The 14,977-nt window shown below is 46.7% G+C and carries 14 protein-coding genes, 1 tRNA gene and 2 pseudogenes; 3 read left to right on the top strand and 14 right to left on the bottom strand.

What is annotated here, in order from left to right:
* Positions 1-36 precede the first annotated feature (36 nt).
* The 7 genes from argF to E4K71_RS01620 all read right to left on the bottom strand — a co-directional run bounded on the left by argF (position 37) and on the right by E4K71_RS01620 (position 6,160).
* Entirely contained in the window at positions 37-945 is a 909-nt protein-coding gene (gene argF, locus E4K71_RS01650; RefSeq protein ID WP_135075601.1) for an ornithine carbamoyltransferase, read from the bottom strand.
* A gap of 3 nt (positions 946-948) precedes the next feature.
* Entirely contained in the window at positions 949-2,121 is a 1,173-nt protein-coding gene (locus E4K71_RS01645; RefSeq protein ID WP_135075598.1) for an aspartate aminotransferase family protein, read from the bottom strand.
* A gap of 109 nt (positions 2,122-2,230) precedes the next feature.
* Positions 2,231-2,776 carry a gamma-glutamylcyclotransferase gene (locus tag E4K71_RS01640; RefSeq protein ID WP_135075595.1) on the bottom strand — a complete coding sequence of 182 codons (546 nt, stop codon included), beginning with the start codon at positions 2,774-2,776 and terminating at the stop codon, positions 2,231-2,233.
* A gap of 415 nt (positions 2,777-3,191) precedes the next feature.
* Positions 3,192-3,605, bottom strand: a complete 414-nt coding sequence (folB, locus tag E4K71_RS01635) for a dihydroneopterin aldolase (protein ID WP_135075592.1) — start codon at positions 3,603-3,605, stop codon at positions 3,192-3,194.
* Between the two features lie 13 nt (positions 3,606-3,618).
* Positions 3,619-4,374 carry an SDR family oxidoreductase gene (locus E4K71_RS01630; protein ID WP_135075589.1) on the bottom strand — a complete coding sequence of 252 codons (756 nt, stop codon included), beginning with the start codon at positions 4,372-4,374 and terminating at the stop codon, positions 3,619-3,621.
* Positions 4,375-5,355 carry a calcium/sodium antiporter gene (locus E4K71_RS01625; protein WP_135075586.1) on the bottom strand — a complete coding sequence of 327 codons (981 nt, stop codon included), beginning with the start codon at positions 5,353-5,355 and terminating at the stop codon, positions 4,375-4,377.
* Positions 5,356-5,464: 109 nt separating this feature from the next.
* Positions 5,465-6,160: a cytidylate kinase-like family protein gene (locus tag E4K71_RS01620; protein WP_135075583.1), complete on the bottom strand. Its 696-nt coding sequence runs from the start codon at positions 6,158-6,160 to the stop codon at positions 5,465-5,467.
* Between the two features lie 200 nt (positions 6,161-6,360).
* Here E4K71_RS01620 and E4K71_RS01615 point away from each other — a divergent pair.
* Positions 6,361-6,451: transfer RNA gene (locus tag E4K71_RS01615), tRNA-Ser, on the top strand.
* A gap of 759 nt (positions 6,452-7,210) precedes the next feature.
* On the opposite strand, the pseudogene E4K71_RS01610 reads toward E4K71_RS01615, so the two are convergent.
* A pseudogene (locus E4K71_RS01610) lies at positions 7,211-7,696 on the bottom strand (helix-turn-helix domain-containing protein); the annotation flags it as partial.
* A gap of 119 nt (positions 7,697-7,815) precedes the next feature.
* Here E4K71_RS01610 and E4K71_RS01605 point away from each other — a divergent pair.
* Entirely contained in the window at positions 7,816-8,496 is a 681-nt protein-coding gene (locus E4K71_RS01605) for an alginate lyase family protein (RefSeq protein ID WP_135075580.1), read from the top strand.
* 48 nt (positions 8,497-8,544) lie between these two features.
* On the opposite strand, the gene E4K71_RS01600 is transcribed toward E4K71_RS01605, so the two are convergent.
* The 6 genes and pseudogenes from E4K71_RS01600 to E4K71_RS18525 form a co-directional block, all read right to left on the bottom strand.
* Complete coding sequence (locus E4K71_RS01600; protein WP_135075577.1) at positions 8,545-9,444, bottom strand: plasmid partitioning protein RepB C-terminal domain-containing protein; 900 nt, start codon at positions 9,442-9,444, stop codon at positions 8,545-8,547.
* Positions 9,441-10,301 (bottom strand): plasmid partitioning protein RepB C-terminal domain-containing protein, encoded by an 861-nt coding sequence (locus E4K71_RS01595; protein WP_135075574.1) that lies wholly within the window; start codon positions 10,299-10,301, stop codon positions 9,441-9,443. Before E4K71_RS01595 ends, E4K71_RS01600 begins: the two co-directional genes overlap by 4 nt.
* Entirely contained in the window at positions 10,301-11,851 is a 1,551-nt protein-coding gene (locus tag E4K71_RS01590; RefSeq protein WP_240796858.1) for a recombinase family protein, read from the bottom strand. The genes E4K71_RS01595 and E4K71_RS01590 overlap by 1 nt, the downstream gene beginning before the upstream one ends.
* A gap of 112 nt (positions 11,852-11,963) precedes the next feature.
* The gene (locus E4K71_RS01585) at positions 11,964-12,242 is read right to left on the bottom strand and encodes a helix-turn-helix transcriptional regulator (protein WP_135075571.1); all 279 of its coding nucleotides are present in this window, start codon (positions 12,240-12,242) and stop codon (positions 11,964-11,966) included.
* A gap of 316 nt (positions 12,243-12,558) precedes the next feature.
* Positions 12,559-12,684, bottom strand: a pseudogene (locus E4K71_RS01580) (DDE-type integrase/transposase/recombinase); the annotation flags it as partial.
* A 317-nt stretch (positions 12,685-13,001) separates the two neighbouring features.
* Complete coding sequence (locus E4K71_RS18525; RefSeq protein ID WP_276321850.1) at positions 13,002-13,127, bottom strand: hypothetical protein; 126 nt, start codon at positions 13,125-13,127, stop codon at positions 13,002-13,004.
* Between the two features lie 144 nt (positions 13,128-13,271).
* Between E4K71_RS18525 and hcp the strand changes: the two genes are divergently transcribed.
* Positions 13,272-14,927 carry a hydroxylamine reductase gene (gene hcp, locus E4K71_RS01575; RefSeq protein ID WP_135075568.1) on the top strand — a complete coding sequence of 552 codons (1,656 nt, stop codon included), beginning with the start codon at positions 13,272-13,274 and terminating at the stop codon, positions 14,925-14,927.
* Positions 14,928-14,977: the final 50 nt, after the last annotated feature.

Here is a 14,977-nt window from a genome sequence, read left to right as displayed (position 1 = left end):
CTTTTACTTTAAACTTGGCCTCTATATAATCAGCTCTTAGAGCATTGACCAGACCATAACACCTTTTTGTGCATGAAGACGGTTTTCAGCCTCATCCCAAACAACGGAATGCTTGCCATCAATCACTTCATCGGTCACTTCTTCGTTACGATGAGCCGGCAAACAATGCAGGAACAGCGCATCACTGGCCGCTTCTGCCATCAAGGACGCGTTGACCTGATAAGGCGTGAGCAATTCCACGCGACGGTCATAATCCGTATCCCCCATGGAAACCCATGTATCGGTGACAATCACATCTGATCCGCTGGCGGCTTGTTTCGGGTCTTTAACAATGGAAATATTGCCGCCCTCATTGGCCGCCCAATTAAGATAATGATCATCCACCATCAATTCATCTGGGCAGCACAGGCGCAGTTCAAAGCCAAAACGGGTCGCCGCTTCCACATAGGAATTGGCCATATTGTTGCCATCACCCATCCAGGTGACAACCTTGCTCGCAATATCCCCACGATGTTCTTCAATGGTCATAATATCTGCCATCAACTGACAAGGATGACTGTCATCGGTCAGGGCATTGATCACCGGCACCGTACAATATTGCGCCATTTCCATCAGCTTGTCATGGGCATCTGTGCGCAACATCACCCCGTCAACCATGCGCGATAAAACCCGCGCCGTATCAGCAACGGTTTCGCCGCGCCCCAGTTGCGAACTGTCGCTTTGCATGACCACCGGGTAGCCGCCCAATTGCACCATGCCCACTTCAAACGACACACGGGTGCGGGTACTGGGTTTTTCAAAAACCATGGCTAAGGTCTTGCCAGCCAAGGGCGCAGTGCCGCCTGCGACATTCATGCCCTTCTTATAGCCATAGGCCAAATCCAAAATATGACGAAGCTCGGCTGAATCGAGCTGGCTCAAATCCAAAAAATGTTTCGGTGTCATGATTTAAGCTTCCGAAAGTTCATTACAGCTGCGATCCAAAATCGCCATTGCTGCTTCAATATGTTCTTCATGAAGGACCAGTGGCGGCAACAAACGCATCACGTTATCACCAGCTGGAACGGCCAGCAGGCCGTTTTCAAAACATTTGTTCACCAGGTCCATGTTGGGAATGACGCATTCAAAGGCAACCATCAGCCCTTGGCCACGCACACCTTTCACGATGGAAGGATATGCACTCACAAGGTCTTGCATGCGCGCTTGTAAACGTTCGCCCATGGCACAAACTTTTTCAAGGAAGCCCACTTCCAAGACAACGTCCAAGACGGCATTTGCCGCCGCCATTGCCAACGGGTTCCCGCCATAGGTCGATCCATGAGAGCCCGGTGCCATACCGCTGGCCGCCTCGTTCGTTGCCAAACAAGCCCCCACCGGGAAGCCACCGCCAATCCCCTTGGCAATCGCCATCACATCCGGTGTGACCCCCGCCCATTCATAGGCAAAGAGCTTGCCTGTGCGGCCCACGCCTGTTTGAACTTCATCAAACATCAACAGGATGCCATGTTCATCACAAAGCTTACGCAAACCTTGCAGGAAAGCAACCTCACCGGGGCGCATACCGCCTTCACCCTGAACAGGTTCCACATGAATAGCTGCTGTTTCATCGGTGATGGCTGCGCGTGCAGCTTCCAGATCATTATAAGCAACCTGATCAAAGCCCTCCAACATGGGGCCGAAGCCTTCACAATGTTTGGCTTGCTTGCCTGCGGACAATGTCGCCATGGTCCGACCGTGAAACGCCCCTTCAAAGGTCAGGATGCGATAGCGCTTCGATCCTTTGGCCGCAAAATGCTTACGCGCAATCTTGATCGCGCATTCATTGGCCTCAGCCCCTGAATTACAGGAAAAAACCACATCACAGAACGTATGTTCGGCCAGGCGCTCGGCAAATCGTTCCTGCCCCTTGATTTTATAGAGGTTGGAACAATGCCACAGTTTTTGGGATTGCTCGGTTAAAGCCCCCACCAAATGAGGATGGGCATGCCCCAAACAGGTCACAGCCACACCAGCGCCAAAGTCGAGATATCGTTTCCCGTCCTCAGCGAATAGGTATACCCCCTCGCCTTTATCGAAAACGACATCAGCCGGGGCATAGGTTTTCATGACAGCGTCAGTCATTTTTTGAACCTTTACCACACGTTCTACACAAATTACGAAATTCCCTTATCGGGAAAGCCGATGAGTATCAATAGGGAACACCCCCCTGTCAATGTGAAAATGACAGTTTTTAAGGGCTTTTTGCCTTTTTTTGCAGGCTGGCCGTCGAGATTGCCTCCAACATCTCATCGCGAATCCCAATTTTCTGAAGGTGGCAAATCGTATTTTCCAAATATTCCAGCGCACTGCCGCCACACCCTACCCCTTGTAAGACATGTTCAACTTTTTCATCCAGACTGAAATGACCCACATGCTGATCATGATCGCCAACGGCCAAAAATGTGTAAGCTGAAACCTCTCGCCCATCTTCCAGCACCAGATCCACCCAAGCAGGTTCATAGACCCGATTAATCATTTCACGTTCGTCAAGATAGCTCACTGTGTCTTCCCATTTTTCAGCCGCCACCCAAAAAGCCCGACCGACACAATGACCACCGGGGTTAAGCCCCATAACCAGACCGGGGACCTCACGCGTACCTCGAAACACATAGGACAGGATACACAAGTCACGATGATAACCTGACAAAGTGGCCTGCGCTTCCTCCAAATAGTCGAAACCAGGGTTCCACATCAGTGAACCATAGGCAAAAACCCATTTGTCATTTTCTTGCGTCATTTTTTCCCAATATTTTTTTCTCACCGCATTGACTCAACACCATTCAAAAAGGCTTTTCAAGTGAGAATCCGAGTTGTTCTGCGGTGCAAATTTTTAATCCACGAACCTTGTGGATAAGTTTGTGGGTACTTCTTGGAGATAAACAGTTACGCCAGTAAAACTGCCATTTCCGAAGGATTGCCTATTTTTTAGGCATGTAAATAAGCTATTGTTTTTAAAGGTAAAATTTATTCACATCTATTCTCAATCACCTGAGCGACAAAGGATGTTAATAAAAAAGAAATACTTTTTTTCTCTTTACAGAATGTGCAAAACTTTGCAGGAGAGGGCTTGAGAGATTCGCTTGGATTCGCAAAATACGATTCTAAACGCCCTTCAACTGGACATACCAAAACTGTCTAAATTTTACAGGGATTTATGCCCCTGCGTTGAAGCGCTCAATCTCAACACCGACACTGGCGATATCTTCAAACACATCCAGTTTTTCCACACGAATGCGCGCACATTGCACGCGAATATCTTCCAGACAGGCCGCTGCAATTTTCTCAGCAAGGGTTTCACATAAATTGGTATGATCCCCCGATACAATATCACGCACCTTGTTAGAGACTTGCTCATAACACACCACATGGTCGATATTATCGTTGTGGTGGCTTTCAGAAACCGTCAGGTCCAAATTTACGCGGATACGCTGCGGGGCCTCATGTTCATGTTCATAAACCCCGATGGAACACATCAGCACAAGATCGCGGATAAAAACATGTCGCACGGATTTCTCGGCATCTGCAATACGCAAAGGCTGGACATTATCGGCTGTAAAGGCTGTCATAATCGGATCTTACCTATTCTTTTGGCGGGGTATGATTATCACCCTGGGCCCAGCCCAGGTGCTCACCGCCATCCAGAGCAATCATTTGCCCCGTCATTGATCTTGCGCCCATGATATACAACACAGCGTTGGAAATATCCAGCAAATCCGTAGGGATTTGTAGAGGAACAGCCCCATATTGCGCCTGAAAATCTTCTTGGGATTGCCTAATGCTCGGTAAGGTCGGCCCCGGTCCAATGGCATTCACCCGCACATGGGGGGCAAAGGCTTGCGCCAAAGTTTGCGTCATTGCCCACAACCCTGCCTTTGATAAGCTATAGGTGCTGAAATGGGGGGTCAGGTTCCAGACACGCTGATCCACAATATTAATAATATTGCCCTCAGCTCCTTTTTCACGTTCATTGACAAACGCCTGAGATAAAACATAAGGGGCACGCATATTGACCTCCATATGCAAGTCCCAGCTTTCCCGCGTGGCATTTAAGGCCGTATCATTAACAAAAGTCGATGCATTATTAATCAAACAATCCAGACGTCCCATTTGGGCAAGAACGCTTGGTATCAAAGCCTGCACATCATCTTCCCGGCAAAAATCAGCCGAAAACAGCTCAGCAACACCACCCTGCTCCCGAATTTCATGACAAACGGCCTGCGCATCCTTGCTGGAACCATGATAGTGGATTGCCACTGCCCAACCTTGTTGGGCCAGTTCCCTGGCCACATGTGCCCCAATACGGTGAGCGGCCCCTGTGATTAAGACGGTTTTCATTTATAGTTGAACCAGTTCCAAGACACGATCCACGCCATAGGCTTGGGCGGAAATATACGCAATATAGGCAACCGCAAAAACCAGTCCCTCTTTGCGTGACAGTTCCCAGCGCGTCACCATAAATGGAATAAGCAGGACCGTTGCACCCATCATGATCCACAAGTCAAAATCAAGCAATTGTTCAGCCACAGGCAATTGCTGGATCATGGCAACCGCCCCTAGTACTCCCAAGATATTAAACAGGTTAGAGCCGATTACATTCCCCAAGGCCACATCCGTATGCCCCCGAATAGCTGCCATCCCACTGGCTGCGAGTTCCGGCAAGCTGGTGCCAATGGCAATCATGGTCAAACCGATCACTTCTTCTGAGACACCAAACTGACGGGCGACTTGCGTACCCCCATCGACCAAAAGCTCCGCCCCAAACACAACAGCGCCAATGCCCCCGAAAGTCATAAGCAACATCACCCAGACATTTTCTGGACTTTCAATTTCATCAGCTTCCTGAGCATGGAGTTCAGCAGCTTCCGGGTCATCCCCATGACGTTCTCGCCAATAAGAATAGCCCAAGAAGGCAATAAACAGCCCAAACAGAACCGCACCGGAGCTAAAGCCCAGTACCCCTTGGGTACAAAGGAACGTAAAGACTGCACTACAGCCCAGCAAGATCACCCCGTCGCGCATAATCGCACTGGGGTCCCCCTTGATGGGTTTAATCAGAGCCGTCACCCCCAAAATCAATAAAATATTGGCGATATTGGACCCAATGATATTACCCGTTGCGATCCCAGCGGCATTTTCAAGGGCTGCATCCAGACTGACAACAAATTCCGGGGCGGACGTGCCAAGGGCAACAACCGTCATCCCGATGACCAATGGTGAAACGCCTACGCGTCGCGCCAAGCCAACGGACCCTTTGACCAGAAACTCCGCCCCACCCAAGAGCAGAACAAATCCGATCGCAATATATAAGTACATCATCAGTAAGGAAGACCTTTAGAATTTGTCAAAACGTGCGAGAGCTTTGCCATGCCCGATGCACAATGTAAAGGGCATAAACCCGTATTGGCGCGTTTTTCACCTACAGGTGTTATCTATTGGTCGTTCCTGTGCGACGCTTATTATATCCCATCATTTCCATGCTACGGATCAGAATTTCGACAACTTGCTCGTAATGGGCAAAATGATCCGTATTGATCGTCATATCAAAATTTGTTGGATCATTGAGACGAGAGTTGAACATATTCCAGACGAATTTTGCCCGCATCTTGTTCACTTCCCCACATTTGCGCTTGGCTTCTGTGAGGGTTAAGCGATCACGATGCGCAACCCGTTTGGCACAAGCTTCACGTGATCCGGTCAAGCGAACCCGCAAAACATCACGCCCCTGCAACACCACATGGCCACCCCGGCCAATGATGATCCCGCCTTTATGATAAATGCAGCGAATAACCGTGACCAACGCATTGACATAATCTTCGCGTGCCACATTTTTACCAGTTACCATGGCATAAAGCCATGCATCACTGGCAGAGCTGATTTTTTCATGAAGGTTTTTCAGCAGGCTTTTATTCACTTCTGAGCGTTGGGCAATGGCGTCAATGACATTTTCATCATAAATTTCCAGCCCCAAACGTTCAGCCAGCATGCGCGAAATTTCTGCACCACCTGTGCCAAAATCACGCGAAAGGGTAATTACCGGATGGAGATCTTCATCTGCATCGGTAGGTGAAACCTCTACGGCCCTACTCAGAGCCTGGATGACACCTTGGACGTCAATGGTCATCGTCTTTCTCCCCTGTTAAAGTGTGTGAACAGGTCTTATGTTTCACCAGATATTATACCAAAATCCGATTTCAAGGACTTGAGGTGGGACAAGTTGAAAAAAGAAACAAAAACTTCAAAAAAACTATTGCAGGAAAGAGCGGACTTCGCTAGGTTGCGCCCGTTCCAGCGCACTGCCCTTTGGGGCAAGATATATATTGTGGACAGATGGCCGAGTGGCTGAAGGCGCTCGCCTGGAACGCGGGTATGGGTTAACAGCTCATCGAGGGTTCGAATCCCTCTCTGTCCGCCACTTTGATCAAGCCGAGGTTAACGCCTCGGTTTTTTCTTTGAAAACAGCGACTTAATGCAATACATACGCAAGCGCTAATTTTACCTACCATACAGACTTACCATACAGGTATACCACACAGCTTTCTGAACTTCCATCGCTGTATATTCTTTATCAGCAGAGAGTGATAACCATGGATAGGCTCAGAAAAGCTAAAACTCAATACGACACAGAATGTCGTAGCCCTACGCCATGCCTGTCCTGAATATGGACAAGCTTGTCTAGTTATTGGACAAATGACTTTTAAGTCGATGTGGTGAAGTTGATCATCACGTCAGATTTAGGTTCTGATGCCTGAATAGGGTTTTGCTGAAAGTTCAGTTTTATTCGTGAACCAGATGCAGGTTCTGGCGTATCTACCCGTGCGGGTTCTGGTCCTTTACAGCATAGGCATGAAATTACATACGCTGCCGTATCTATTTGAATTTATTGATTTTATCATACTCAGAAGAAACTTAATTACAAGTCTTGTTCTACGATTCCGTCTGACTCATGTTCTCCAGCGCAATCAACAACGAACAAGAAAGGTTTCTTCTCCATGCTCATCGAAAACAACAAGATCATTGGTGACCTCTGGATATTCACACAGGAAGACGAGTATCTGGGTGGTTGGCACCTCCCCTCTAATGTTCCCCAATATGACACGATCAAAACATTAATTGACCTGCCATGGCTCAAGCTACTCGCTCACAGGGACCAAAGGTTCACACGCTCAGAATGGTAACCGGGATGAGCCGTATCAATCTCGCCACTTGCTTGGTCATCCAGTTTCTTCTTTTCCAGAGCCTGAACCTGAGCTTCAGTCAGAATGATGCCTTCCTCAGCGACTTTGGCTTCCAAGGCTTTCAAGCGAGATTTGAAGTTACCCAGATCGTGACGCAACCAACAACATCGAACTCCGCTGGGAGAGATGAATACGCCACGTTTACGAAGCTTATTGCTGGTGCGTTGTTGCCCGTGGGCTGGGTATTCAATGGCATAGGCGACAACTGCTTCTTCGGTTGCCATGTCGATGCAATTTTTGAGATTAGGGGCGTTACGGCTCTTTTCAAAAAGAGCCGTAACGCCCCCTTCATCAACAGCCGCCTTATAGCGGTAAAAAGTGTCTCTGGATAATCCGCAGGCTTTGGAGACGTTACCAAGTTCTTCTGCCAGATTGAGAAGTCCGACTTTATGTTTAATGATTCTTTCGTTACTTTGAAGCATAGGGTTACCTCTTTGAGTTTTAATGATTAAAGGTTCGCACCTTCATCAAAACAGGTAACCCGCCCTTTTTCAACGTCGGCTGTCAGATCGGATCGGAACTATTCCAAATAAAGTCTTTAATGCGTTCATCAACCTTTTTGAGCCAGATGAAAGATTGGGGCAATACCATGTATGCCTCTGAACAAAATATCGCAGGCATCATCGCCCGAGGTCCTGACCGCAGGTCCACACTTGCGGCTGCCTGGATGTCCTGGGGAGCAGCAACCGGCGCTCAAGATATTTTTGAAGCTAGCTATAAGTATTTCAAGGAAGTGATCGGTACCATTCAAGCAGATGGTCACATCAGCTCCGTCATTTCAAAGCGCTGGACCAGTACGGTACCTGCCCAGAACCGGTTGCGGTACACAAACATGGTAATCGGCTATGCCGTCATGGCTGCGGAAACCGCTGAAAACATGAATGTACCTGATTATGAACTCAAGAATGCGCGTGGTCAAAACTTGAGAGATGCCATTCGCTGGCTACTTTCTTCAGCAATGGACGAAAATCACACTGCAAATTCTCCAGATAACCAGGACTTAACCTTCGCATATCGGGTGAAATCTACTGGTGCGATGAACATCTCCTGGGCCGAAGCCTATCGTGCTCGTTTTCCGAACGACAAAATAAATGAACTTATCGTTCACTTCCTTGAGGAAACAAACAGCTCTTACTACAGCTCAGCGGGTGCCTACGGCGCCCATTACGGTGGCTACACCACATGCTTCTTCAAGCCGGTGAAGGAAATTATTGCATATTGATGTGTCAGGGGCAGGAAGTTCGTTCTTCCGCCCCTTTTCATAAGCTGATCAATTTAGCTGAATTTCTTCCCCCATTTTATCTATGACGGCATGAATTTCATCCAGCGTGGAAGCATGATGGCGATGCAAATAGCTCTCGATTTCTTCATTCTCCAGGATTTTCGATAAATACCCTTTGGTGACAACAAGGGAAAATATTGTTTCGCCCAGATTTTCATCAATATTTCTGTACGCAGCCTGAAGGCGTTCCATTTCTTTTTCCATTTTTGCAATGTCTTCTGGCGATACACCTTTTATGTTTTTCTTGTTTTTTGCTTTCACAAGCTTTTCCTGCGGCATTCCTGCCAACAGAGCTTTCGCATAAGTCACCGTATATCTATTGGCAGAAAGCATCATTTCACTGGTTTCAATCTGTGCCATGGGTTTCATTTTTCGTAAAACAGAGAAAACCTGAACGCTGACCATTTTATCTTTCAGTATTTCCACAACTTCTGGAGCAATATCACGCAGCATATTCTGCTTTGCTCTGATACGTTTAATATTCACATCCAAGGCTTTTGCAATACGATCTGCCGATACGCCACGTTCAATTGCCTTTACGATCATTTTATTTTCCTGGATGGAAGTCAGGCGATTAATTTTCTTATTATATGTGAAACTTTCATCATCAGTTGAGATCAAACAAAGGGCTTTCTTTTTGCCCAATTCCTTTAGGGCCTCATAACGGAGATGGCCATCTAACAAGATATAATTGCGCTGGCCATTTACTTTGTTCTGATCTGGATAAACCGCCAGAGGTTCGATGATATCCACATCTTTGATCGTTGCTAATATCGTGCGGTATTTCTGAGTTTGGCGTAAACTTGGTGAAACAAGTCGTGTTGGAGCAATCCGCTCCAACGCGACCATGATCATATCATCCTGGAAGCTTTTAGTGATATCAGTCATGACTTTAACTTCTCAGCGAGTACTTCCGGCATATCATTAAACCCTTCGGCCCGTAAGAGCGTTTTGAAATGTTCATCTGACATAAGATGGCGTAAAGCTGAAACGAGAATAAGTAAACGTTGTTCGTTGATATCTGCTTTCTTGATCATAAGCTTTTGCCGATTGACTTCATCCTGATAAGCCTGCACCAGTTTTGTTGTAGATAAAGGCTTACCGTTACGTCTTCTTGATGCTCCGTATCGCTTTCCCATATGTCGCCTTTGACTGACAATTCTGCGCACTTTCAAGAGTTGGTCGCCTTTTAGCTCCCCGCTTTCGTACGCATCTGTCAGACTTTTTTGTAAATCTGTGTCATTCCCACGAGATATCTCAACGGCAAGACTGAGGGAAACGGTTCCTTTTTCAACAGCGGCAATCAATCTTTCTTCACCAGCATTCAGCAAATGTGAGATTCCTCTTACATAGTTTGGATCCAGACCTGTTTTCTTAGAGATTTCTTTGGGGCTGTATCCTCGGTCTTCCAAATCTTTGATACCGTAAAGCAAGTCTTCGTTGCTGTGTTTTCGACGTGCGATATTTTCTGAAAGACTCATGATATGAAGGTCTTCTTCTGAGACTTTGGTCACGATTGCAGGAATTTCATTACTTCCCAGAACCTGATAAGCTTCCATACGGCCTTGTCCGCAGATGAGGTCATAACCTGTTTTCGTTGGAGATACCTTGATAGGCCGTTTCAAGCCCAGCAACGCAATATTATCCACAAGTTCTGCAAATATTTTCTTATTCCTAGACCTAGGGTTCACGACCCTGATCTTATTGATCGGGATTATTTGAATAGATGGGTTTGCATGTTCCATTAAACGACCTCCTTCAAGTTTACACGTCTTGCAAGACGATAGAGGTAGTCCAAGTTGTCAAATCGATAGATATCAAGATTAATGCCGTTGTCTTCCGCCAATCTGAGACGGGAAGATATGGTGTCTATTGAAGGTAAAAGGTAATAATCCAATGCCTCTTTGTTGTTGTATGCCATCCTTACGGCAATGGTAATGTCCGGCTTTAAGCTGCTCTCCAGCCGGATATTCCAGCGCAATGATCCGGCTTTTGTTTCCTGACAACGGCTTAAAATCAGTGATGCGGTAAATTCATTATTGATCGTGAGTAAACCAGCTCGTTGAGAAATGGATACCTGACCACCTAGCTCTTCGATTTTAGAGATCGTTTCCTGAACCAGTTCAGGATGAAGTCCTCTTAAATGTTTATTGATTTCGATATAGCGATAATCACGTTCTGGTGTGAAACCGACTTTCTTATAGGCACGGATCAAACTGCCAAAACGGTTACGATAAGCACCTGAAGATGGTATTCCGTCTGTCTCATCAATAATAAAGCCAGAAAGAGATCCATGTTTATTTAAAAGCTTCACCAGACATTCCAACATCTGATCATCTGTGAAACGCCTGTTTCTTTCTTCAATAATGGACTGGGCTGTGTCGAAGGTTTCAATGTCAACAATGGCATCGAAAGCACCTTTGCAGCGAACCCACATTTCAACTGGGTTGTTTGTTCGTGTTCTTTTTAATTTTCCTGATGAACGGTTATAGACATTGTTACCGATATATTTTTCATTTGTTAGAACCTGATGAATAGTTGCCCGGCTCCAGGGGTGATGAAGGTCTGTCAGAATGCCTTGATCATTTAGATATTCTGCAATCTGCCTCTCATTCATGTGTCCCTGAGTGAAAACCTGATACATCCAACACACAGTATCCACTTCATCTTGAGGCCCATGGGTCAGAATTACCCTGTCTGTTTGAAGACTTTTGCGCTCTCCTCGTTTCAGAATGCCTTTCGGAATTCCTTTTTCATCAATCAAAAGGCGTCGTAACCCATAGCCCGCTTGCCCACCTTGCCGATAGCCAAGTTCCACCAACCGACATTGCCCTGCAAATACCTTTGTTGAAAGTTCCCGACTGTATTCGCCAGCCATGGCCCGCTTGACTGTTTTAACAATTGTAGAACTGATGCTACCATCATTCTCAAACTGCTCGGCACAATATTCGATACGTATTCCGGCACGCTTACACAAATATTCGTAATAGGCACTTTCATCGGAATCCTGAAACCGGCCCCAACGACTGATGTCATAAACAAGGACCACGGAGAAATTGGTTGTTCCATTTTCCACATCAGAAAGAAGACACTGTAGCCCACTACGACCCTCGACATTGAGGCCACTCCTGCCCTTATCTTCATATGTGTCTACAATTTCGTAGCCTTTGTTCAGGGCATACTGAAGGATTGCATCGCTCTGATTTTCAGTCGAATACTTTTGATGTTCAGTGGACATCCGAACATATTGCGCAGCTCGAACAGGAACTGCCTTATTGTGAGATTGTTCAGCCATACTCACAATTGCCTAGCTTGAAACTATTGAAACACTTGTAGATAGTATTTTACAATTTGTATAATTTCAAGCTTTGCGTGAATATATGGCACATTGAAAGAAACAAACGACGTTACGACGCTTCCTTTAGAATGGTCTGGGCGATGGAAAAAGGTAACCCTCGGATATCACCGCCGTATATCCATTCCATCGTGATCCCAAATTTTTCATAAAGATCAAACATAACAATTGGATCAGGCATTCTCTTCCCACTTTCCCAGTGACTCCAACTGGCAGCTTTGACACCAAGTGTTTGATATAGATCTTTCTGGGATAAACCAAGTGCCGTCCTGGAAATCCTGAGTCGATTTCCAACATCCAATAGTTTTTTTTGTTCTCGGTCTTTATTCATTATTATACGTTTTGTGTATCTATAGAATGTATCTATCAAGTTTCAAAAGCTGAATGATATCTAATGACATAGAATGTCAACAAATCAAGCCACAAAATTACGAAACAACATTCAATCCACCGTAAAACACTTATAGCACAGTGGATAATTTGCTTGCGACTTGGTGCCAGAGAAAGGAGGTAAAAGGGTGTGACCTGAAAGCAGGTTAATACGAGTTGTTTCTTTAAGTCTGTGAGATAGGATACGATTGCAAATTGAAAAACCAGGGTAGAAATATGTTTCTGTGAATAGCCCCTATTTTCCTAGACGCCTTGTTCAGGGCATCAATCACCAAATCTTTTTTCATGTGTCTGCTTGCAGACCAGCCAATCACGCGGCGGGAGTAAAGGTCGATAACAACCGCCAAATAGAGCCAACCTTCACCCGTCCACAGGTAGGTGATATGGGCAAGCAGAACCATATCTTCACGTTGGCGTTTGCTGGCAGGACGCTTTCGCCAAGCAAAATAGCCGCTCTGTGAAATATTCATGACACGACACAAACCTGCAATACTGTAGATATCACGGTGCTGGTGAACAAACTGAAACTTCACGGCTTTTGGCTCGCAAAGTAACGAGCCGCCTTTTTTAGAATGTGCCGTTCCGTCCGCTTCGCGAGCCCTCTCCTCCCGCAGTTCTCGTACTTCACGGCGAAGATGGGCTAACTCCTTTTGAGCATCATCATTAGGGCTGAACCTTCTCGTTCACAATATTGGGAAACTCAACGCTTCAAACTGCCGACACTGACACCAAAATCGGCGGCGACCACTTTACGCGGCTGATTACTGCTTAAAGCAACACGGGTCGCTTCTTCTCTAAATTCTGGGGTACGTTTGCAACTCATCATATTCTTCTGTAGTCAGCATAATTAACTCAGGAGACACATTCCGGGACTAAACATCTAATTTTTTAATTTTTGACGAACGTCAAATCCCTCTAGGAAACATTAAAGTTAGAAAACTCCAGATTTTTTATTAGGGAGTGATCTAAAGTGTTTTGCTATCAGTGTGAAGAAACGGCCCGTTATGAAGGCGGTGCAGGGTGTAACTCAACAGTAGGGATGTGCGGTAAAGATGAACAAACATCGGACCTGCAGGACCTGTTGATTTATGCCGTCAAAGGTGTCGCGCAATATGCGCAAAAAGCACGCGAGTTAGGTGTAGCCGATAATGAAGCCGGCCGTTTCATGATGCGCGCCATGTTTACCACGCTGACGAATGTGAACTTTGTTCCCGCCCGCATCAATGCCCTGATCAAAGAAGCAAAAGAAACAAAAGACCGTCTGAAAGATGCTTGTGAAAAAGCTGCGGGCAGTGCTGTTGAGCTTGAAGGCCCAGCCAGCTGGCGCATTCCGGCAGAAACATCAGAACTCCTGGCCCAAGCTGAAATGGCGGCAATTCGTGCTGGTGAGGCCGAAGTTGGTGAAGATATCATCGGGCTGCGCTCCCTCCTGCTTTACGGCATGAAAGGGATTTGCGCCTATGGCTTCCACGCTCTGGTTCTGGATAAAGAGGCCGATGAGGTTTTTGCGGGTATTGAAGATGTCTTGGCCTATCTTGCCAGCGATCCCACTGATGTCAATGAACTGACTGCCAAAGCCCTGGAAGGCGGCAAGGTTAATTACAAGATTATGGAACTGCTGGATGCCGGTGCCCGTGATAAATTCGGCATTCCAGAACCAACTCAGGTTCGCATGTCTCCCAAGGCAGGAAAAGCTATTCTGATTTCCGGTCACGACATGGTCGATTTGAAAGCCATTTTAGAACAAACCGAAGGCACAGGTATCAATGTCTACACCCATGGCGAGATGTTACCATCCCACGCTTACCCGGAATTGAAAAAATTCGAGCATCTGGCAGGAAACTATGGTGGGGCCTGGCAAGACCAGCAGCAAGATTTTGCAGATTTCCCCGGTCCTATCCTGATGACCTCAAACTGCCTGATTGAACCGCAAGCTTCTTATCGCCAGCGCATTTTCACCACCGGTCCTGTGGGTTGGCCGGGCCTGCGCCATATTGAGGGCCATAATTTTTCTATGCTGGTTCAAGCTGCCAAAGCCCTGCCCGGCTTTGCACAGGATGCAGAAGAAAAAACAGCCATGGTTGGCTTTGGACGTGAATCCATTTTGGGTGTTGCTGACACCGTGATTGATGCGGTTAAAGGCGGTGCAATCAAGCACTTCTTCCTGGTTGGCGGTTGTGACGGCCATTTGCCGGGGCGTAGCTACTACACTGACTTTGTTGAACAAGCGCCAAAAGATACTGTGGTTCTGACATTGGGCTGTGGCAAATATCGCTTTAATCACCTTGACCTTGGGGATATTGGCGGCGTTCCTCGCCTGTTGGATGTTGGTCAATGTAACGACAGTTATTCTGCCATTCAGGTGGCAATTGCATTAGCTGATGCCTTTGACTGTGACATCAATGAGCTGCCATTGACATTGAACATCTCTTGGTTTGAGCAAAAAGCCGCCGCTGTTTTGCTGACCCTGCTGGCCCTGAATGTCAAAGGCATCCGCCTTGGCCCAACACTCCCAGCCTTTTTGACACCGGCTGTGGTGAATACATTGGTTGAAGCCTTTGATATCAAGACCATTACCACACCAGAGGCTGACCTTGCCGACGCCCTTGGTGCGGCAGCGGAATAAAAAAAGTCCACCGGCGACACATATATAGTACATGTGCCGCCGGAGCTTTT

The organism is Terasakiella sp. SH-1, assembly GCF_004564135.1.
In the GTDB taxonomy this organism is placed as follows: Bacteria; Pseudomonadota; Alphaproteobacteria; order Rhodospirillales; family Terasakiellaceae; genus Terasakiella.
Note: the sequence above shows the minus strand (reverse complement) of the source record. Positions and strands in the feature narration are given on the sequence as shown.